We start from the raw sequence: 21,182 nt of genomic DNA on the forward strand, positions 1-21,182 counted from the left end.
AAATAGAACAACTAATGCTCTACTATTCTTAAGGAACGGATAGAAAACGGCATACAGGGACAGTATGAGCTTGATCGACAAAACCTCAGGTCAGGGTCCAAAATGGATACAGCCTGAGCAGACCAATCGGGTTTCCAAGGATGGCAAAGTCAAGGCGTTGAGTGATGTCGTCAGCAAGATGCTCTCTCCTGGAGATCAGGTGACTCCTGAAAAAAAGTCCATCTATAAACGGGGCGTCCGGGTTATACCTCCAACGCCTAAAGAAATGTACAAGACATCGTCCCAGCCGCGCAGACAGGCACCGTCGGCGACCGATCTTAAGCCGCAGAAACAACCCTCTGTTGAGCAGAAGACCCGACTCAGACCCAGAAGCCAGGTGCTGACTGAAAGACCCCAGGAAGCTAAATCAGTTGCCAGTCGATCCATTAGCAAGCCTGCGACACCTCCAACGAACACATTGCTTCAGACTGCCGCTATGCAAAAAGCGACCAGCAATCTACTGGACCATCACCTGGCCAAAATATCATGGGCAACGGACAAGCAGGCAGAGTACCGGGAACTGATTGCAACCTTCAAACCCGGCTCCTGTGCTGAGGGAGATGATGCGTTCTCTGACGTACAGGAAGCCCTGAGGGGCGCAGCCCAAAAACTGGGAATCCCGGAACTCGCAGACGATCCCGCTGCGATAAAAGACTTGCAGAAGCATTTTTATCGGCGTCTGGAAACAAAGGGTAAAGAACTTCTGAAGCAAGCTCCCCCGGAAAGAACCGTTAAAAAAGTGCCTCCAAAACCACCAGTCCGCACCAGCTCACTGCCCGATAGTGTAGCTCCGACTGCAAAAAGCAAAGAGCCAGCGAGCATTCAGAAAACGCCTGTCACACCATCAGAGAAGGTTGAGACAGAGCCAGCCGCTCCTATCACTGAAATTTCTCTTCCGGCCAGACGCCGGAGAAAAAGACAAGCGGCACTGGATGCACCGGCAAAATATATGTCCAAAAGTCTCGCTCAGCGCAAGGACACCCCCTGGAAAGAGCAGATGCCGAAATTTTTCACCCGATATCTGAGAGCCATGGCTCTGACGGGGGCATCCGAAAAAGGGGGTGTCGATAAAAAATGGTTCAAGCATGAAGTACCAGGTTCCTCAATCCTCAGTAACAAAAGCAGTGCTTCGGATACCCAGAAAGGACTCAGGAACAGACTGGAAGACATTGCTTTCCAAAAAGGTGAAAGCCTTACCGGCTTCTATCGTTTCTTTGACCAACATCAGCTCGGCAGAAATGTGAGAATGGCGGCAGTCAGTCAGATGATGTTACCCCTGTCCGAGCACGGCCATCTTGACCCCATGAGTCTGCAGGACCTTGAGCCCAACTCGGGTAAAGAAGTATCCCAATGGCTGAATCAACAACTGGACACTATATCCCAGCAGGAATACCAGAATTACACGACGCTGCTGAATGACCTCAAGAACAGGACAGAAGGTAAATACAAAGTACGCCTGGATGACACGCCTTTCGGTAAAGTGCCTCTGGAAAGCATTACCGAGAAAACCCATGGTACAGGTGTTTTCAAGGTAGCACGGGTGAACAGTTTTCAATACACCCTCGATCATTGCACACCCTGGCTAAAATCCGCTCACCCCGTCACCGAAAAATTTGCCGAATTGCGCCTGAAGAACACCAAAAAAGATGATGATCAAAATTTAACAGCCGGAGGAAATAAGGGTCAAAATTTAACAGCCGGTCAGCTCGAAGAGCTGAACAACCAAGCAAAAGGACTGTTAAGCGAAATGAGCCAGATAAACATGAACAAGGTCCCAAAGAGTGTTCAGGACATCATGGATACAGAAAAGAAAAGTCTGGAAAATATTGTCACCAAATATAAAGAGCTGTCCAAGCAAAATTAGTGCAGCCAGGAGGTATATTCCATACCACTTGGCTGCACTCGATGGTTGGCCACCATCAAGCAAGAACAGAGAACTAATCCCGCCATCCTGCTTTCCAGGTAGATCTATTTTATTTGCTGAATACTAATGAAAAATTGACAGGAACGGTCTCAGAAATCGGGATCTGTCCCACAGTTTTAGCCAGTTCTGTCAGATTTTTAGCCGGAATACCAAATTGAGAAGCTCGAATGATAACCGGCTCTGTGCTGGCCACCGACAATAGATTTCCGCACTTTACCACATTGACTGGAAATTCCAGCTCTTGTGTTTGGCCATAAAGGGTTACTTTTGCCGGCACAGTTAGCTGCTTAACCACTGTCTCAGGGGCTAATAATGAGTTGGAAATTTGTGCAGAAACCTTAGCACTGGGAAATAAATCCGATTGGAAAAACAGCTTATTCAAGCGCTCATTTCTAATTCCAATGCCAGTGTCAATGCCAGAGATTGGAATATCCAGAGTTAACAGACCGGCTTCATTAATACTGCCCGTTAGAGAGGATATTGAAGCCGACTCAATAACGTACTCTAACTTCACCGTAGCAAATGACACTCTTGATATATCCCGGTTTAGTTCGTATTGCGCCGCTTTACTGAGTCCGCAAGCAGTTAACACTAATAGAAATAAAAGGATTTTTTTCATCTTTTTTCCCTTGGAATTAATCGGGGCAGGTTGAAACCTCATGGCTTCATTCCTCCAACGTAGAGGTATTTACTGGGCGTTTCTGCCAGTTAAGCACTCAATCCAATCAAAAATCAAACCAGACGCACTAACCTCAATGGCACACCGTCTGAAAATGGCAATAATTTTTGATCATAAGTGGCTATTCCAAGATAGTCTGTGACACTCCCTGCCTTGTCAGGCGAGGCTTCTGACTTCACAGGCTACAGCCAGCCTATAGCGACTGGACTTACACAGAAGCCTCCATCAGCAGTAACCGGGTGCCCCTCGGTTATTTATTGGTCTTTTGTTTGATTTGCCGCAGCCTTAACGGGTCACTCAGGTATGGGCTCGTCTGGTTCTTCAAGGGCGGTTGGGCAGTTGTCTCTGCCTTAATTTTTTGTTAACAGTGCTTGGTTTTCGTCACCGTGAGTCTCTGCATAGAGACAGACCGATGGAAAATACAACCAACTACGTACAAATACTCAACCGGAACGCTCTGCGTTCCCGTCTTATATCCCCGCCCGATTGAGGGTGTCGCAAAACTCTCTCCAGCCTGGGAACGAGTTGACTCCCGTCATTCCCGGCTTCATTCTCGTCATTCCCGGCTTCATTCTCGTCATTCCCGGCTTCATTCTCGTCATTCCCGCGAAGGCGGGAATCCACAATGACTCACCACCAGAACCATACTGCCCGGTGTCCCCCTGGCCTTGTCATCCCCGAGAAGGCAGAGATCCACCGTTGGCGATGGATTCCCGCCTTCGCGGGAATGACGACTTCAGAGCGTGAGAACGAGCTGTTGAAGTTTTACAACACCCTCGATTGGGCGAGGGTTTACGACGATTTTGCTAACCGTTCACCTGCGAGCCTTTTTACTTGGAGGCGGCGACAATAACGATGACGCTGCAGCACGTTTACCTTTCGAGGGGGATGTTGGCGCTGCCTCCACCCCGCAGAGGCGCCAGACTTTAATCCGCTTCCCCCTGCTGCTAACAGTGACGAGATGGCTGCCGTTGGCGCTGAATTCTGATGATTTGAGTGAGTATTGATGGCGGATGAGAGTTTTACGTGACCATTTGCCATCTTTGCCACAGCCAAGGATCTGGGCATCGCCTGAAAAGTCGCTGATGACAACATGGGTGCCATCGTGGTTGAACTGACCTGAACAGACCCCGCCCTCTGGCTCAATATTGGCGCCTGGCAGCCACTGCCCATCGCTACAGAAAGAGTGGATTAAGGCTTTACAATTGTTTTTGGGCTCTGATGTGTCGTTGCTCGATAGTGTCAAAATATGGCGACTATCAGCACTGAACAGGGCAGAATTGATTTTATCTTCATGCATAATGGCCATTTGCTCTGCCCAGCTCCTGTGGTCTGTATCAAACCCGTAAATTTTCACCGAGTGATCATCACTGCTGGTTATTATCAGCAGACTATTGGGACTAAAGCTGGCAGAGCTGACACACCCTGTATGGTTGATCACCGCATTTTTCTGCCAGCTGTTGTCGTTATCAAAACTGAAGACCGTACCAGTATGATCGAGACTGGCCGTCACTGCATGACAGCTGTCGGGGCTGAAGGTGGCTGAGCAGATCCTGTCGGAGTGGGTAATGTCGGCTTTTTCTGTCCAGCAACCATCAGGGTTAACGCTGTAAATCGTTGCTGTTTGTCCAAACTTACCAGTCTGATTAGTCCAGACAGTGATGATATGCTTGCTATCCGGGCTAAACTCGGCTGAGATGACTTTGTTTTTGTGTTGCAAGGTGGTTATCGGCAACCATTTGCCGTTAGCTGCACGCCTATGGATTTTGGCGGTATGGTCTTCACTGGCGGTCACTAGAAGGCAGCTATCAGGGCTGAAGTTTGCTGAACAAACATCCCCCTCATGGACAATCGTCGCTGTTAATGCCCAGCGGCCATCCTGGTCTACTGAACTGATGTACACATTTTTATCGCCGCTGATCGTCACCGCATGCCGACTGTCGGGGCTGAAGCTGGCTGATCTGATCTTTTTTTTATGGATAATGCAAAGTTGCTCTGCCCAGCGGTTATCCATAGAACGGCTGGTGATTTTTACCGTACATTGGGTACAGAAGCTCAGTATATGGCGATTATCTGCGCTACAGATGACCTGCCTGACCCTGCCTACGTGGGGAATGTGGATCTGCTGGCAGTCACTGTTCTTCGCCGCCAGAGCATGAATTTTTGCTCTGCCATCGGCGCCATAACAATCGGTCACCAGGTAGCAGGCGTCGTGGCTGAGTATGGCTGTTTCGACTGAATAGGACTTACACTGAATGTCTGCTACCAAATTCGGCTGCAAAACCGGACTGTCAATCATAAATTGACTCACCCGGTAAAACAGGAGTTGAGGGAACAATGGTATCTTTTCCGGGCTCCGGGCCTCAGAGTTGTCTGTCACCTCCCTGTCTGACTGGCGACAGAGATGATTCACCAGCATTTTATCCCGGGTAAACTGCATCAACCAGGCTCTGACTTGAGGTTCACTGAAATTTTTGGCGATCTGTATGAATATCTGCTGTTGTGATGGCGCGAACTGTTTGAACCATACCCTGCTGCTGGCGATGTTCCTGGCACTCAGAACCGAAGCAGCTATTTCCCTTAAACGCAGACAGCTTTCTTCCATCGCTACTGCATCTCTGTGGGATAAATAACCCAAGATCCGGGATATAACCTCCTCTGGCAGAGCCAGTAATGGAAAGAAGTCCTGATCAGGAACAATGGCAACAGGAGTGCTGGTAACGTTTTCTACCGGATCATTGGTCATGGCAACTGGAGTCGAAGAGCCATGAGCCTTGCCAACAAGATGGGTATCCGGGCTTAAAGGCTTCTGTGGCGTCGCGTAAGAGTGATCCAGGATATGTCCAGGTTTGAGCTCAGGCGCTGGCGTTACATCTTCCGATGTTGAGGGCTGCTGTTTTTCAGGGTGGGCGGCGCTCTCCGGGAGTAATGTTTTATTGTCAACACTGTCAACGGAGGTAGAGCTAATTGTGACAGGAGAATTGTCAGTGCTTGCTGAGTTAGTCTGAGCATCCGGTATAGGAGAAAACAGAGACTTAATATCTGAGACAGGGCGTGCGTGGAACCGTGAGATGCCGTCCTGCGTATGAATGTAACAGGTGTCAGCATTGGAAAAGAAGGCAGAAACCTTTCTGACAGCCTTAACGGATTTGCCAGCAAAGAAGTAATAGCTGTCGTCTTCACGGGCCTGTAACAAAATAACTGGCTTTCTGGACTCATTGCCATAAAACCTCAATTCGAAAGCTGCACCGACAGTATTCTTCGATAGGTTGCGAATGCCCTGCATACTCTTATTCCTTTAAGCTGGTTATTTATCCAGGAGCCTGACCGACATAGCGCCCCCGAAGCGAGACGGGCGCTATACCTGGTCAAGCTCATATGGGCTTTGACTGACTTACAAAGAAAAAGTTCATGGGAACAACTGAGATGGCGAATGTTCATAAGCTGGTGCCAAAAACGGCAGGTGGTTATTCTGTCCATGTAAACAGGTCTTGGTACATCACCTGGTTCTGAATGTTTCCAGAGAGCACCTATCCCCCACCTGATTCGTTGGGGCTATTGTGCCGGAGTTCAATAAGAAGAACGTAAACAACACTCAAGCACTTTCAGTAAAAAGCGCTTTTTTGTGCTTTCTCTGCTGGCTATAACCCACGCTTCTTCAGCTCTGTCTCTATCAGCTCCCTGATTTCACCACGACATGCCTCAGGGGCTAAGGCTTCTGAAGATGTTTCAATATCAGCACCTTCTTCAAGAAGACGTTTAACGATTTCAATATGCCCGGCTTTGATCGCAATCTGTATCGGGGTTTCGCCCTCATTCGTTTTGTGATTTATTTGGACATCAGGTCTGACGAGTAACTTTTCCACTATTTCGGCGTGACCATAATGACAGGCACAGTGTAATGGTATTGCACCATCTTGTCTGGGTAGATTGGTACGAATGCCCGGCTGATCTAACAACTTATCCACGACATTTGTATAATTCTGGAGTGCAGCCCAAGTCAGGGCAGTCTGGCCAAAATCATCTTGCTGATTGAAAAAGTCTGGATCTATGTCTGCGACCTCCGTGGCTTTAACCATCACTGTTTCAGCCACTTCACTGGTTCCACATTTAACAGCCAGTAGCAACTGATTGAAATTATGAGGGTTACGATGATTTATGGGTAAAAGCCCGGATTCCGGAATTTCCGCTAACAGGATTTCAAGACGCTTGTACCCTGAGTTGCTGCTGGCTGATGAAAGGTTTGTGAATTCCTTGATGGCAAATACGGTATCCGTTGACTCGTCTGGAATAGCTATGCCTGATGAAAAGATTTGACTGGTGTTTAAAGAGTCGGCCAGGCAGCCAGCGGCAAAGGCGAACAAGTCCCGTTCCTTTTTAAATAACTCCTTATAGTTACGAATATTTTGATCCCTGATTTCAAATCCTTCGGGAGTCAACTTCAGAGATAGGATATGTCTGCCGGTTGCGAGGTGAAAAAGACGGCTTCCCCGGCCTTCCGGAATCGTTTCTGCGATCTCGTTTAATAATAAGCGCAACCCGGATTGGGTAAGCCCAATGGGGTACCAGGGAGTTGAATGTAAGACCGGAGTACTGCTACCAGCCGCTGAGACAATCCATTGTGCAGTCTTCTCTGTATTTTGCACAGGCACTTCTTCCTGCAACGTCGTGGTTGCCGGTGCCTGAAAAGCCAGTAACGATTCACAAAAAGGCCGCAGTTTTAATAACAAGAGCGCCTGATGATCCTGCGTGGCAGGATCGGCTTTAAACATCTGCTGGGCATCCAGAATAGCATCCGCCAGATGATCATAGTGGTTATTCCAGAATACCCAGCCCAGTGCCGGATCCTGACTGACAGTGCTCAAAAGTTCATCATATTCCTCTGCACACCCCATCTGCTCGTATAGTACGTAGCTTGAGGCAAGACCACAGCAACAGCCGTCACTGAAATCATAAAGTCTTGCCTTATCTTCACCATCAAACCGGGTTGATAGTGACATCAGATTCATGACCAATCAGGTGGAGCAAAGGCAATAATATAATTTGCGTTACCCGACTGAGCAAAGTTGTGGATTGAGTGATTGCTAAAGACAGCGTATGCAGAAAAGTTTGACCGACCGTACTTTTGACTAACCAGTGCTTAAAACGCCCTGAATCCAAGTCCTGTTGCCGAGGCATCTGATCAGATTGAACCTGATCATTCGGCAGGCGTGGTCCTGTTTTCATCGCTATTCCTGAGTCACAATAATGACCGATTTATCGGCTCTGGGTGAAGTAAATCAACAATTTACCCATTCATCAGTTGATTTTTCCGGGTTTATGGGAATACGGCGATGTATATGCATTACACAGAAGTTAGAAAGCACGATGGGTATAAATCACTGAATCAAGAGGCATAAACTGACAAGCTGCTCTCAGATACCGGAAATATGGCCGATATAAGCCACATCGCCTGCAAAACAGAGTGTTTTTTAAGGTGTGACAGACCGGAAGGAACCATGAATAAAGCAGCTGAACCCATTGAAAACGTTATGCCAGAAGAGAGCAATAGCCCTTACCCGGGTCTATCAGAAAAAATGACTCGGGCCGAGCTGAGTCAGAAACTCAAGGATGCCGTTGCCCAGAATCAGATCAAGCTGCTGGAATCTCTTTTCTGTTTCATGCTGGTCAATGAATACTCGCCCGAACAAATTAATCAGGAGTTGGATTATATTCGCGCCAATAATTCGGCCATTCAGGACTCTCTCATTCGCTGGAGTGAGGAGCCCAAAGGGAAAAAGAAGCTAAAGATTGCTGGCAAAGCCGCTTTTATTGCGGTGATGATTCATTATGGTAACGGAAGTTTTGTTCCTGCTATTAAGGCCATAGAGCGTTTCTATGCCCTGGGAGATGCCCCCCATGAATTTACCGAGGCCATTGATGAAATTCAAATAAGCTCCTGGCTGGGCCTGTTGAACCATGAACTTGAAAATCAGGTTCCGCTTAAAAACATCATACGTCAGCTTGAAGCTCTCAGGCTGAAACACATCTGGTCAAAAGATCTGGCTATGTTTGCCATTCCAGTGACCACGGCCTATTTCCGTGAACAAGCCAAAGAAAAACTCCTTGATGGTGATTTTATCGGAACTTATCGTGACCTCGAGCAGGCCCTGAGACTCCCTGAAGAAGACAAGTCAGAGACCTACCAAGCCTACGCTGATTGTATTGTCCGACAGGTAAATGACCCTCTGTTTCGTTCAAGAGCAATCAAACCCGAACTGGAAAAGCTAAGCGCCAAGATGGAATACCTGCACGAAGTAGACTTCTGGACACCGGAGCTGGACATCGGACGCTTTCATCTCAAAAATATGCTGGGTGATATTTAGCGTTCTGATTTGAGAAGTCAGAAGGACCCTGAAAAACATTATTTCTTCAGAAACTTGCCTACTGATGTATACCCGCTTAGCATGGCGGTGCCATTTTGATCTGACTTATTCTCAGGGCAGGTAGGGCAGGCTGTGGCTCCGATGGAGGACGGCCAATCGTGATACTTTGCTGACCAATAAAATTTTATTCAGTGTGCCATGTCAGCCAACGCCTGAACATGGTTATCACCGACACCAAAAGCCAATATTCTGCTAAGTTCGGCCAACGATCGACCACTGGTCTCCCTGAGCTGATTGAAGAATAACTGGATGGCTTTCTGGCTTTTCTGACTGGTCGCACTGCCTTCAATGACTTTCATAGCACGAAAATAGCCTTCAACATCCCGTGTCATCAGAAAGGTATCTTTGCCCAATGCCCTCAGGGCATAGGGGCCGGTATTGCCGCCCAGACGACTGCCATGTTTTTTCAGATAGGCCCAAAGCCCAATGATATTATCTTCAGGCCAGAGCGCGACAAACTGTGCAAAGCTACCTTCTCTCTGTCGTACATCATGGATCATCAGGGCATTTTCCCGGATGCTCCAGACCTTCTTGAGATGACGAATAATTTTAGGGTCAGTTGCTTTTCGCTCCAGCATGTCGTCAGGCATCATCAGCAACTTGTCAATATCAAAACCCCAGAATACCTCCTCAAAGTCAGGCCATTTCTGATCCACAACTCTCCAGACAAATCCACTCTGAAAAACCTTGCGGGTAAGTTCTGCAAGATAGCGGTCATCCGGAATACTTCTTAATTGGTCATTGGAAAGGGGTTTTACCAGCAAGGATTCAACGGCTGCTTCTCCCCCCTTGCGTTCACAGGCACGTTCAAAGATGACATCATAGCGTTCTGGCTTCATGGCCACTCCATATTTCTGGCAAAGGTTTGCCGAAAAGTGTATACAGTGCTCAAAAAAAATTGAACATTGATAGTTACTGATAAAATGTGTATTACATACACACCCCTTTGTCATAAACCTGACCAAAAGGTCAACAACAGCAGAACAAGACATGACCATTCAATCATTTCATCCGCCCAAACGAACACTGATGGGCCCGGGCCCTTCAGATGTATACCCTCGAATTACAGAGGCTCTGTCCCGACCCACTATCGGTCATCTTGATCCTGAGTTTGTCCGTATGATGGATGAGGTCAAGGAGCTGCTTCAGTACGCCTTCAGGACCCGCAATGCCCTGACACTGCCCATCTCCGCACCCGGCTCTGCCGGTATGGAAGCCTGTTTTGTCAACCTGATCGAACCAGGCGACAAGGTAGTGGTATGCATTAACGGCGTCTTTGGTGGCCGTATGAAAGAAAACGTCGAGCGGGCAGGTGGCGAACCCGTTATTGTTCAGGGTGAATGGGGTCGTGCTGTTGATGTGGCTGAAGTTGAAAAAACGCTTCAGGCTCACTCGGACAGCAAAATTCTGGCCTTCGTTCATGCAGAAACCTCTACCGGTGCCTGCTCTGATGCAGAAACACTCTGTCGTCTGGCCAAAGAGCATAACTGCCTTACCATCGTTGATGCGGTCACTTCACTGGGTGGATCTGAGCTGGAAGTAGATGCCTGGGGTATCGATGCTATCTACTCGGGCACACAGAAATGTCTCTCCTGTGTGCCAGGTATATCTCCGGTGAGCTTCAGCGAAAAAGCTGTGGAGAAAATTGCCAGCCGCAAGCACAAAGTCCAGAGCTGGTTCCTGGACATGAATCTGATCATGGGATACTGGGGTAAGGGGGCCAAAAGGGCTTATCACCATACTGCGCCTGTCAACGCCATGTATGCCCTCCACGAAGCTCTGGTTATTTTGCAGGAAGAAGGTATCGAAAACGCCTGGCGCCGCCACAAGCTTCATCATCAGGCCCTGGCAACCGGTCTTGAAGCCATGGGGTTGGAACTGGTTGTTCCTGAAAATGAACGTCTGAGCCAGCTGAATGCGGTCAGGATTCCTGATGGTATCGACGACGCCCGGGTGAGAAGTGAACTCTTATCAAAGTACAACCTGGAAATTGGTGCAGGCCTTGGTGATCTGGCTGGAAAGGTCTGGCGGATAGGGCTGATGGGCTGCAGCGCCGACCAGACCCATGTTCTGTGCTGTCTGGGTGCCCTGCAGGCGGTTCTGGGTTCTGATGAAAACGGAGCGGCCGCTGCACTGGCATTTTATCGCTCACAGAACTAATGCCCTGGGTCTCCTTCATCCGTTGAGGGAGGCCTGAATTTTGTTAAGAGAATTCTCAACAGTACACCGAGCCTGGAAGAATCATTCTGCTAATATCGAAGAAACAGATTCGTTGGGGTAAGAAGTATGTTCAAGCTGCTGGCAATTATTTTACTGACTCTGGTTGCGATCGTCGGCCTCGCACGGAATTTTGAAATGCTCGTTGGACCGGATTATGCCTATGTGAAAGCGGACTATCCCCGCTTTGCCGATAAAGCCTGGTTTGACTTTGAATTCGGTAAAAGAGCCGGACTCGAAGGCGTATACGATGATGTTAAAGAAAAAATAAAGCAGTAATCCTGCGGCATAAATCTATTTGCTGACAGACGGTACTCCAGTTGCGGGCTGCTCGCCTGCCAATGGATTCTAAGTCTGATACCAGCTGATACGGACGGACTCGCTCTATCATACGGCCAGACTGCCAGCGTCGGTGCTGCTTGTCTGAAAAGCAGCTCGGGGACACCCGCTTGTGCGTTTAATGTATCTTCACCAGGTCTTGCAAATATGATTTGTATAAAAGACTGATATTTTTTCCTCCGCATGGAAGCATGAGTATTATGTCGTAGTGTTATCCAACAGACGAGTTATTAATCCAATGATTGCCAGGAAAAAACTGTATGTATTGTTATTTATCGTACTTGGCAATATATCTTTTTCAGAAGCTTCAATATTGAAGTTACATGACAAGATGCTTGTAGACTCCCGGAGATCAGGAATGACACAGCTGGATTTTTGTCAGAACATTAGCAAAGCTTCAGGTTTGATTAAACTCATGGCACACCTAAGATTTTTTCATTCTATATTATTAAGTCGTCGCCAGCCCAATCCCATAACACCAAAAGAATTATTTTTTCGAATTTCACAAAGAACAGCTCCAACTGAAATGAGTATGGAAATGCAAATTGATATGGCAATTCAAGTTACTGAAATAGCTCACGGTTTTAGTCTCGACTATGCTTTTTCCGAATTTGATGCAATGACTACAAGTGATATAGAAAATGAAGTGAGAACAATACTTATTAAAATACGAACAATAATGAGTGGATACGAACCCTTTTTTAGACGGTGTGAAGAATTAAATTTATCCAAAGAACTACAAGATACAATCGCGCTAATCGACGAGTCGGTTTAAAAACATCCGCACCTCAGCTACCCACCCTGAAGAAAAGGGCTTATAAAGCCTTTGTTGACCAGCCGTTGCTGTCCTCTATGTTTTTACATTGCCTACTGGCTTCCGGGTGGCAAGACTTAAAACAACCGCTATTATTCCCTTACCAGAATTAATATAAGGAATGTATCTAATGACTAACCTGGGACGAGCTGATCCAGAATGTTGGTATAAATCAGTTAATCTTCAATTTTTCATTGCTCAGTGCATGTGCTTTGCAGTCTTTTTCCTGCTCATAATGCCTGCATTTGCTGCTACGCCGACCAATGCAGAGCTGGCATTGCTTGGCACTGCCCTGGGGGATTGCAAGGGGACCGTTCGTTACGGCTATGGAGCTGGGAGGCGTGAGCTATTTACGGATGACACTCACAAAGCGGCTGCGATTTACAAGTTCTTTTTGGATTATTACCGAAGCTCTGATCGCCCTAAAAAACAGCATCAAAAAAAAGGTAAAGGTGCACAGTTTGATGCTGTCAGGCTGGCTAAATGCCAGTGTTTTTTTGCATTTCCCAAAGAGCAGCGTTTTCATTTAAATATGGAAGATTCGATGGATGTGGTGTTAAGCGAATACGGTGCTTTTCACTCTCGGTTGTTAAAAACTTTCTTTCAGGGATTCAGAAATGGCACTCTGACAACCAGGGATCAGGTTCTCGACCTTTCCGGTCAGAGTTTTCGTACAAGATCAGGGAAAGCAGAAGGCTCCTCTGGTAATGGCGGCTGTATGGGAATTGCTACGATTGTGGCTATCCTTGATCATGATCCCTATATCAGTGACGAGGATTTTGTCAGCCGCGTTCGACAAACGGTTCAGGTCAGTCATAACCATGAGCAGGCCATGCAGGCTGCTGTCGCTATCGCCCTTGCAGCGAGGGTCATGATTGAAAATCGTGATTCAAGAACTGCGAACAGAGATCTGGCCGAAATCACCTTACAACGCATTTATAGACAGGTAACTGACCCGGAAGTTTTGAAATGCCTGAGGATTATTGAGCAACAAATCCTGCAAAACACGCATGCTCGCAAGCTTGATCATGGGGAGGTTATGGCTGAGTTAAATCTCCTTCTGCCTTCCAGCTCTGGTGCAGAGAGATCCCGAAAAAAGACTGGTGACACAAAGCTTCGAGGAACCTGGGCCCCCAGTTCTGCAGCGGCCGTCCTGTATTTTCTTTTTACCGGTGACAGATCCCAGAATTCATTGCTGCAGCAGGTAGCAAAATTTACCATAGACCAGGATACGATTGGGGCAATGTTAATGGCACTCAGTGCTCTGCGGGAAGGTGGTTTCAGACGAAGCGAGTTTGGTGCAGGGCAGGAGCTGAAACTGTTACAGGAGTTGCTTGACCATTTGCCGGAGTGGGTTGCAATAAACCCCAATGCCTTGGATTATCTGGTCGATGATGATGAGGATGAAGGTGAGGCAGGTGCGAGTAATTGTGCCTGTCGGAGCCAGTCAATGTGAATTAAGAATATTGAGCTAATCGATGAATCAATTAAGTACTTCAGTGCATAAAAACAAAGGCTTATCAGCTTCAATCGCCGTACCTCTATAGCTGGCTATATCTCTCACCCCTTCGCTCCAGAGTCTCAGAGGAAACGGGTTGAGACAGGGAAAAAAGTGTCGAAAAACCGCTAATTACAGAGAGTAAATAAGCATTTTGAGCCACTTGTTAATATCACATCAGCATTTTTCGACGGCCTCTGAAGCAAGCAAACAAGTCAATGACTGTTATATTTTTACTCAGCAATTAAGTACTCAACCATACGAAATCATATTTTCTGACTTATTGTTCAGGCACTCTAACTGCGTTGCAACTCTGGTCACATAGCTTGCTATGTACCCGTCGTTGCGCCTTGCAGAGCACCTGCCCAATAAGCCAGAAATATTCGATTCCGTATGGCTGAGTACTTAACGTTAGAATTACTAACTAAAAAGATATTTTTGGAACTTTATAAGACTTAAGAAATCAAACATATTGATAATTTTTTACGATATAAAGTAGACAATATGACTCCACCTCATCCAGATGATCCATTGTACAGAAGTTGGTATTTTGACAAGAAAAACCCTATTCATAAAGGAAATACTGTAAAGTTAAGAATGCGATCTTTTCGATCAATGAAAAGAGCATCCCCTTATCCTCTGAAATTCAAATATATACCTATTCCTGATAAAGCCCAAAGGTCAAAGACTTTAAGACTGGAAAGAGGAAGAAATTTAGTCACACAGAAATTTATAGAAGTACTTTCAGTAGTGAAAGTTAACTGGGCCAGGGCAGTAAAGCTACTGAAAAGTGGTGGAGATCCTTTTGCATATAAAGGGACTGGCTTCACTCCAAATATATTATTTAAGCTTATTGTTGATATTACCAATACTCCAAAAATCGAAGCAAAACACCTTTTAGAGTCAAAAGAACGGGAAGAGTTCATTGCATTACTTCTGGAGAGAGATGAGATTGAATCTGCCCTAATGGAGTTTGACTCGTCACCCTTTCAAAACACACCATTTACCGCAGCCATTGCAGCCAGAGATATAAAGTTATCAAAAGCCCTATTCAATCATCTAACGAAAACAAACCATGAGTTATTAATCACACCAAATCAAAAGACATTAGAAAGGCAATTTGGAAACAATACACCTCTGGTACTGGCCATTAAAACTAACAATGAAGAACTGGCTTTGGATTTAGTACCTTTTTATACCGATGAGTTATTGCGTAAGCGTGTAACCTGGGCAAACAACAACACTCTTGAATTGGCTCATTTAGCGAGATTCAATCATTTACTTCCAATAATGGTGGCAATAGCTCAAGGTCTTACTACAGATGAAGCAACAAAGCTTCAATCATTATATGATGGATGTCCACGTGGGAGTGATATATGGCATGATTTATATGAAACAGATATGTTTCTTAATGACGAAGGAGAATTCATTGAAGATAGAGAAAGAGTCTCAAATCCTGATATTTATCATACCTCAAAATATATTCGAACCAGTGTAATTCCCCTACCCCAAAATCGGTGTTCCCTCCATTAATACATAATAACTGATAGCAGATCGAGAACAGGCTATCGCAAAAGTAGCCTGTAAAACTGACCCAGCTTAACGCTCTATTGGTCAAGCAAAAGACTTTCACAACAGCCGCCTTTTCAGAAAGGAATTACTTCTCAACAAAAGCCCTTTCAATAACATAGTGCCCAGGATTTCCACCACGGGCTTCCTTAAAGCCACGCTCATCCAGAATACGACACAGATCTTTCAACATGGCAGGGCTGCCGCACAGCATGAAGCGATCATTTTCCAGATCGGGCTCAGGAAGATTCAGGTCGGCAAACAGCTTGCCACTTTCCATCAAGTCCGTCAGGCGCCCCTGGTTGCGGAAAGGTTCCCGGGTAACCGTTGGGTAATACTTCAACTGTTTTTTAACCATCTCACCAAAGTATTCATTTTCTGGCAGTTCATTTTCAATCCGGTCCTGATAAGCCAATTCAGAAACATAGCGAACGCCGTGAGTCAGAATTACATTGTCGAACTGCTCATAAATTTCAAAATCCTTGATAATGCTCATAAAAGGAGCCAGACCCGTTCCTGTGCTGAGTAGGTAGAGATTCTTTCCGGGCAGCAGATGGTCGGCTACCAGAGTCCCCACAGGCTTGGTGCCCACCAGAATGTCATCTCCCACTTCCAGCTTCTGCAGGTGTTGGGTCAGGGGGCCATCCTGTACCTTGATGGAAAAAAACTCCATCTCTTCTTCATAGTTGGCGCTGGCAATGCTATAGGCTCTCAGCAGAGGTTTGTTATCGATTTCCAGACCGATCATGGTGAAATGGCCGTTCTTGAACCTCAATCCCTGGTTGCGTGTAGTGGTGAAACTGAACAGGGTATCATTCCAGTGATGAACACTGGTCACTGTCTCCCGGATAAGATTACTCATAGTAGGTGTCACTCCTGATGGTCGATTTTTCTTTCTGACACTTTGCTGTACCCTGAAAAGTTACTTATCTTTGTAATAATTCAAAAGGCGGTCAGCTCCCTCGCGATCTTTTCCTGTGACTCGAGCATCCCTGTCAATGAGTTTTCGCAGCGATTCGATGTCCCGAGCTTTGAGAGCGTATTTAAGAAAGCTCCCACCCCGAGAATCTACCGGTGCATTAACATCACCGAAGCCATTGATAGCGGACGGGAGTAACAATTTAATATCTACCGCTCTTTTGGACAGATATCTGATTTTTTTTGAAAGCGTCATTAGCCGAAAGTTCATTTATTCGTACTATTTTTTCTTCCGGGATATCTTAGTCAGGGGTAGGATATTTGTGAAACAGATAATTCTTATAAGATTATTCGATTAAATCGATTACCCCATGAAACTGACTCTCCAACAACTGGAGATTTTCCCGGAGGTTGCCCGCCAGCAGTGCACTGAAAGAACTGTAACAAAAATTCAATACTCAGCGCTTTGATCGCATTGGCAAAAGACTTCAGCTGAATGATCCCGATAAGATTACTCAAGGTTGTTATCACTCCTGATGATCGATGGTTCTGCCTGACACTTTGCTGCATCATGAACAGTCAAATAAAATTGCAACAATCGCAAAATCAATTACGCCAGACACAAGATAAATCGTCAAAAGGTGAATTTATCTTGTGGGGTTCAACTACAAAGCTAGCCAAGATTGAAGGCGTAACCAGCCAAACTATGAGGCGCAAGATCGAAAGCGGTCACTACGAAAAAGTGAAGCAAACCAGTGGTGGTCACTTCCGCATATTCATTAACCAGCAGAGGAAGATATGCTATACAAGAGTGAGTTCTGGAAAGCAAAAATCCAGCATTGACACGCAAAAGCGTATCTTACTCAAAGAGCACCCTGATGCAGAATTTATCAGCGACATTGCCAGTGCTTTCAACTTTAAGCGAAAAGGACTGCAAACCATTCTGGAATCAGCGGTGTGCGGAAATCCAACCCATATTGTGGTTGCCACAAAAGATCGCCTTGCCCGATCAGGGTTTGGACTCATCAAATGACTTGTTGAATTATCGGGAGGACACATCGAGGTTTTGGATGACCCGGATAACGCCAGTGAGTCATTCTACACCCAAGAACTTATCGGTTTCATTACCTCATTCTGCAATAGCCACTACGGGAAGCGATCTGCTAAAAGACGCAAAGGACGCAAAGGTAGTAGCATCAAAAAAGATCAGGTTTTACCCAGAGAATGAGCAAGCCTATCACGATGCCCTGATACTCTATCGGAGGTCGTACAACCTTGCTGTTGAGCGTTTCCGCAACGATGACTATAAAGATGCCAGCGGAAAATTCATCAACATGCGACCCGCCATTAAAGCTCAAGTGAAGCAAGAGCAAAAAGAAAGTGGCAGGGCTTATAACTCGATTGTTTCTGATAATGGAACACTGGCGGCAGCGACCACATTCAAAGCGGTCTGCAAGCACAACAAGAAGCTCAAGGGAGCTAAAGAGGGCTTTGCAGAAATCAGTTTCAAAAGCCGCAAAGGTAGCAGGCACTCATTCTCTATTGACCGTTTGCCAAAGGGATTAAATCCCTGCATACAGGCTCTTGGCAAGATTCACCTGACAGAAGATGTGCCAGCAGAAGCGATTGGCAAGTCTTGTGTCGTAACCTACGACAAAGGTCGCTGGTTCATTCAGGTTCAACAACATATTGAGCTAAATCCCGAAATCCAAGGGAAGGTTAGATGCGTTGGAGTTGACCCCGGTGAACACGCGGAAGGGCGTTAAGTTCCCCGACATGCCCCAGTGGGCAAGAGATCGGATTATTCATTTCAACAGGGAAATTGACCGGCTGAAATGCAAAAAGGATGACATTGTTCTTGATCTGCATAACCGGCTGGCGTTCGAGTTGGTGTCGAACTACGACGTTGTATTTTTGCCAACCTTTGAGACAAGAGGTATGGTCACACGCAAAGATAAGAAGGTTCGCACCATTCGCCGTAACACCTGCCGCCAGATGCTTGACCTCAATCACTACCAATTCAAAAAGCGGCTTAAGTGGTACGCAAAAAAGTATGGAAAGCATGTAGTTGATTGCAACGAAGCCTATACATCCAAGACTCAATCATGGAACGGGACCATTGACGAAAAATTAGGTTCTTCCAAAATTATTAAGGGTGAGGGCTTCACCGTTGATCGTGATATCAACGGTGCCAGAAATGTCTTTCTTAAGTGTTTGACAAGGTAGCTTGAACCTTATCCATAACAGCGAGTGTTGCGCTCGTTGCGGTTTTAATCAAGAGTTACTTATCCTTATGATCATTCAAAATCGAGTCAACTTTGTCCCGGTTGCTGTCTGTGACTTGAGCTCCTCTGTCAATGAGTTGTTGCAATGCTTCCTTGTCCTTGGCAATGAGTGCATATTCAAGAAGGTTGCGACCCGGGTCGTAACCTGAATGACCTGCCGGTGCATTAATATCAGCAAAACCATTGATAGCAGACGAGAGTAACACTTTAATAATTTCCACCCTGTCAGATGAATTTCTTACATAATTGACTCCGTCAAAAGCTGTGTACCCTTGTCCGGTACTAAGCTCAACTTTTGCCCCCGCATTGATCAGCATCCTGACCAGGCCTAAATGGTTTTTCGTTTTAGGGTAATCTTGATGTAAACCAAATACCATTGCGTAGTGAAGGGCGGTACGTCCATCGCGAGCAGTTGCATTTACATCGGCTCCGTTTTTAATCAGAGTTTCAAGTGCCAACTCATGGCCGGCATCAACAGCTATGTGAATTGCCCTGTGACCGTCGTTATCTGGAATATCGAAACGGACTCCATGCTCCATCAAAAGGGCAAACAAATCAGGACATTCAGGCTTTTCGGCAGCCAGATGCAGAGGTGTTCGGCCACACTCGTCGCGGATGTTCACACCAGCATTGAAGTCCAGTAATGTTCTCACCGTCTCCAGATTATGATTGCTGACTGCGTAGTGTAGTGCTGTTTTGCCCTTTGAGTCCTGAACGTCAATATCTTCGCCAATGTCAAGTTCTTCGGCGACATCAATACCTTCGTCAGGGTCAATATCTTCGTCGATGTCAGGATCCTCGGCCAGTAATCTGGCTATATTTTGATCGCCCTTTATCGCTGCAATGTGGAGGGCTGACATCTTCGCTTCCTGCCATGAGTGTTTCGAGCCCGGGCCTTCATGCTCCATAAGTTCCAGGGCGTGGTCTATCTGGCCAGATACTACGGCATGGGCCACCGATGAAAATTCTAATTCCGGAAGACGGTGATCCTGACAGATAGGGCATATTTTCCGGGAATCAAGACTCTGCTGGTTTTCTTCAAATTCCCTGTGGCAGGAACCATGAAAAAGATGGAGTTTGGGGTTGGTGGACTTAAAAAAATTGTATGTTACGTGTGCAACAACGACGTTGTGAGAGCCAAAAACACCCTTAAAGCAAATGCCACATTCTTGAGAAAAATTACCTTCAGTCAAATTGTTGATTTTTCTTGTACTGTCATCACAGAAACTTCTCGATTCCAGAATCAATTGTTTCAAATTTGCCATTGAGAAGGTGTGTGAACTTATATCCATTAGTCAGTCCCTTATTGTGTTTTTAGATCAATGTCGAACCATCATATCAACTGATAGCAGACATTCTTTGGTCGACAACTAGTCGCTCCAAGTGCTGGCACCTGAGCTATCTGAGTGATTGTTTCTTACCCGGAGCGTAAAAAATCCATCACAATCGAACGTTTGAGAGAAAAGTTGGCCAAAAGTTCAATTATTCATACTATTTTTTCTTCCGGAATAGACCAGTCAGGGGTAGGATATTGGCAAAACAGATAATTCTTATAAGATTATTCGATTAAATCGATTAGCTCATGAAACTGACTCTCCGACAACTGGAGGTTTTTCTGGAGGTTGCCCGCCAGCAGAACCTTAGCCGCGCCGCCGAAGCTCTGGTCATGTCCCAGTCTGCCGCCAGCAGTGCACTGAAAGAACTGGAACAAAAGTTCAATACTCAGCTCTTTGATCGCATTGGCAAAAGAATTCAGCTGAATGACCTCGGCCAGCAGATTCGACCGGACGCCGAAGCCCTTCTGGAAAAGGCCCGGCAGCTTGAGCAGAAACTCTTCAGCAAAGCTCTGACAGGACAGATCCGGGTCGGCGCTACTTTGACCATAGGCAATTATCTGGCCGTTAACATCGTAGCCCGAATGATGAGAGACAAACCGGGTACCCATATTGATCTGCAGGTGGCCAATACCGCCAATATTACCGAGAAGGTTCTTAACTTTGATCTGGATATCGGACTGATCGAAGGAGAGTTACACCACCATGACCTGAATGTCATTCCCTGGTGTGATGATGAACTGGTTGCCTTCTGCGCACCGGGCCATGACCTCGAACACAAAACCCAACTGACAGACCAGGATCTTTTGAGTGCTGACTGGATTCTCCGCGAAGCCGGTTCGGGTACCCGTCAGGCGTTTGATCGAGCTATGCACGGCATTCTGCCCAACCTGAATGTGGTTATTGAGTTGCAACACACTGAAGCCATCAAGCGGGCTGTCGAGGCCGGTCTCGGGATTGGCTGCCTGTCGAGAATTACACTTCAGGATGCTTTCAAAAGGGGCAGTCTGATACCTTTGTTAATCCCTGACAGAGATTTGAGCCGACAATTCTATTTCATCATGCACCGACAAAAGTACATCAGTCAGGGAACCAGGGAATTAATTGAACTCTGCCGTAGCTGGACCGCCAGTCCTTGAGA

Annotated in this window: 20 protein-coding genes; 12 read left to right on the top strand and 8 right to left on the bottom strand. The window is 46.3% G+C overall.

All coding sequences use genetic code 11. From position 1 onward, the window contains the following. The first annotated feature begins 64 nt into the window (after positions 1-64). Entirely contained in the window at positions 65-1,903 is a 1,839-nt protein-coding gene (locus ACO6V5_RS12455) for a hypothetical protein (protein ID WP_422412089.1), read from the top strand. A gap of 109 nt (positions 1,904-2,012) precedes the next feature. Here ACO6V5_RS12455 and ACO6V5_RS12460 read toward each other — a convergent pair whose 3' ends face one another. Continuing rightward, on the bottom strand, positions 2,013-2,624 hold the full coding sequence (locus ACO6V5_RS12460) for a YceI family protein (protein ID WP_422442251.1): 612 nt from the start codon (positions 2,622-2,624) through the stop codon (positions 2,013-2,015). Between the two features lie 543 nt (positions 2,625-3,167). Here ACO6V5_RS12460 and ACO6V5_RS12465 point away from each other — a divergent pair. Beyond that, positions 3,168-3,389 (top strand): hypothetical protein, encoded by a 222-nt coding sequence (locus tag ACO6V5_RS12465; protein WP_422442249.1) that lies wholly within the window; start codon positions 3,168-3,170, stop codon positions 3,387-3,389. A 67-nt stretch (positions 3,390-3,456) separates the two neighbouring features. Here ACO6V5_RS12465 and ACO6V5_RS12470 read toward each other — a convergent pair whose 3' ends face one another. The 3 genes from ACO6V5_RS12470 to ACO6V5_RS12480 form a co-directional block, all read right to left on the bottom strand. Then, positions 3,457-5,928: an F-box/WD repeat-containing protein gene (locus ACO6V5_RS12470; protein ID WP_422412095.1), complete on the bottom strand. Its 2,472-nt coding sequence runs from the start codon at positions 5,926-5,928 to the stop codon at positions 3,457-3,459. A gap of 355 nt (positions 5,929-6,283) precedes the next feature. Then, positions 6,284-7,642, bottom strand: coding sequence for an ankyrin repeat domain-containing protein (locus ACO6V5_RS12475; protein WP_422412097.1), 1,359 nt, complete (start codon positions 7,640-7,642; stop codon positions 6,284-6,286). Next, the gene (locus tag ACO6V5_RS12480) at positions 7,620-7,868 is read right to left on the bottom strand and encodes a hypothetical protein (protein ID WP_422412099.1); all 249 of its coding nucleotides are present in this window, start codon (positions 7,866-7,868) and stop codon (positions 7,620-7,622) included. The genes ACO6V5_RS12475 and ACO6V5_RS12480 overlap by 23 nt, the downstream gene beginning before the upstream one ends. Positions 7,869-8,140: 272 nt before the next feature. Here ACO6V5_RS12480 and ACO6V5_RS12485 point away from each other — a divergent pair, with 272 nt between their 5' ends. Then, on the top strand, positions 8,141-9,007 hold the full coding sequence (locus ACO6V5_RS12485; RefSeq protein WP_422137343.1) for a hypothetical protein: 867 nt from the start codon (positions 8,141-8,143) through the stop codon (positions 9,005-9,007). Positions 9,008-9,195: 188 nt separating this feature from the next. On the opposite strand, the gene ACO6V5_RS12490 is transcribed toward ACO6V5_RS12485, so the two are convergent. Then, complete coding sequence (locus ACO6V5_RS12490; RefSeq protein WP_422132734.1) at positions 9,196-9,906, bottom strand: DNA-3-methyladenine glycosylase I; 711 nt, start codon at positions 9,904-9,906, stop codon at positions 9,196-9,198. Between the two features lie 151 nt (positions 9,907-10,057). On the opposite strand from ACO6V5_RS12490, the gene ACO6V5_RS12495 reads away from it, so the two are divergent. The 5 genes from ACO6V5_RS12495 (at position 10,058) to ACO6V5_RS12515 (ending at position 15,468) form a co-directional block, all read left to right on the top strand. Continuing rightward, positions 10,058-11,227: a pyridoxal-phosphate-dependent aminotransferase family protein gene (locus ACO6V5_RS12495; protein ID WP_422132733.1), complete on the top strand. Its 1,170-nt coding sequence runs from the start codon at positions 10,058-10,060 to the stop codon at positions 11,225-11,227. 126 nt (positions 11,228-11,353) lie between these two features. Then, positions 11,354-11,563, top strand: a complete 210-nt coding sequence (locus tag ACO6V5_RS12500; RefSeq protein WP_422132732.1) for a hypothetical protein — start codon at positions 11,354-11,356, stop codon at positions 11,561-11,563. Positions 11,564-11,981: 418 nt separating this feature from the next. Then, the gene (locus ACO6V5_RS12505; protein ID WP_422132731.1) at positions 11,982-12,398 is read left to right on the top strand and encodes a hypothetical protein; all 417 of its coding nucleotides are present in this window, start codon (positions 11,982-11,984) and stop codon (positions 12,396-12,398) included. 169 nt (positions 12,399-12,567) lie between these two features. Then, positions 12,568-13,893 (top strand): ADP-ribosylglycohydrolase family protein, encoded by a 1,326-nt coding sequence (locus tag ACO6V5_RS12510; protein ID WP_422412103.1) that lies wholly within the window; start codon positions 12,568-12,570, stop codon positions 13,891-13,893. 546 nt (positions 13,894-14,439) lie between these two features. After that, complete coding sequence (locus ACO6V5_RS12515; RefSeq protein WP_422132729.1) at positions 14,440-15,468, top strand: hypothetical protein; 1,029 nt, start codon at positions 14,440-14,442, stop codon at positions 15,466-15,468. Positions 15,469-15,592: 124 nt separating this feature from the next. Here the strand turns inward: ACO6V5_RS12515 and ACO6V5_RS12520 are convergent, their stop codons facing one another. Beyond that, positions 15,593-16,366, bottom strand: a complete 774-nt coding sequence (locus ACO6V5_RS12520; RefSeq protein ID WP_317142846.1) for a ferredoxin--NADP reductase — start codon at positions 16,364-16,366, stop codon at positions 15,593-15,595. A gap of 60 nt (positions 16,367-16,426) precedes the next feature. Continuing rightward, positions 16,427-16,678 (bottom strand): hypothetical protein, encoded by a 252-nt coding sequence (locus ACO6V5_RS12525; protein ID WP_422132728.1) that lies wholly within the window; start codon positions 16,676-16,678, stop codon positions 16,427-16,429. A 396-nt stretch (positions 16,679-17,074) separates the two neighbouring features. On the opposite strand from ACO6V5_RS12525, the gene ACO6V5_RS12530 reads away from it, so the two are divergent. From ACO6V5_RS12530 to ACO6V5_RS12540, 3 genes are read left to right on the top strand one after another with little or no spacing between them, the layout of a single operon-like run. Beyond that, complete coding sequence (locus tag ACO6V5_RS12530; RefSeq protein ID WP_422442247.1) at positions 17,075-17,455, top strand: IS607 family transposase; 381 nt, start codon at positions 17,075-17,077, stop codon at positions 17,453-17,455. A 55-nt stretch (positions 17,456-17,510) separates the two neighbouring features. Continuing rightward, positions 17,511-18,188: a hypothetical protein gene (locus tag ACO6V5_RS12535; RefSeq protein WP_422492115.1), complete on the top strand. Its 678-nt coding sequence runs from the start codon at positions 17,511-17,513 to the stop codon at positions 18,186-18,188. Next, on the top strand, positions 18,166-18,648 hold the full coding sequence (locus ACO6V5_RS12540) for a zinc ribbon domain-containing protein (protein WP_422442244.1): 483 nt from the start codon (positions 18,166-18,168) through the stop codon (positions 18,646-18,648). Before ACO6V5_RS12535 ends, ACO6V5_RS12540 begins: the two co-directional genes overlap by 23 nt. Before the next feature lie 55 nt (positions 18,649-18,703). Here the strand turns inward: ACO6V5_RS12540 and ACO6V5_RS12545 are convergent, their stop codons facing one another. Beyond that, positions 18,704-19,999, bottom strand: coding sequence for an ankyrin repeat domain-containing protein (locus tag ACO6V5_RS12545; RefSeq protein WP_422412331.1), 1,296 nt, complete (start codon positions 19,997-19,999; stop codon positions 18,704-18,706). A 290-nt stretch (positions 20,000-20,289) separates the two neighbouring features. Here ACO6V5_RS12545 and ACO6V5_RS12550 point away from each other — a divergent pair, with 290 nt between their 5' ends. After that, on the top strand, positions 20,290-21,180 hold the full coding sequence (locus ACO6V5_RS12550; protein WP_422412333.1) for a LysR family transcriptional regulator: 891 nt from the start codon (positions 20,290-20,292) through the stop codon (positions 21,178-21,180). The last annotated feature ends 2 nt before the right edge of the window (positions 21,181-21,182 follow it).

The organism is Endozoicomonas sp. ALD068, assembly GCF_049310145.1.
Taxonomy (GTDB): domain Bacteria; phylum Pseudomonadota; class Gammaproteobacteria; order Pseudomonadales; family Endozoicomonadaceae; genus Endozoicomonas_A.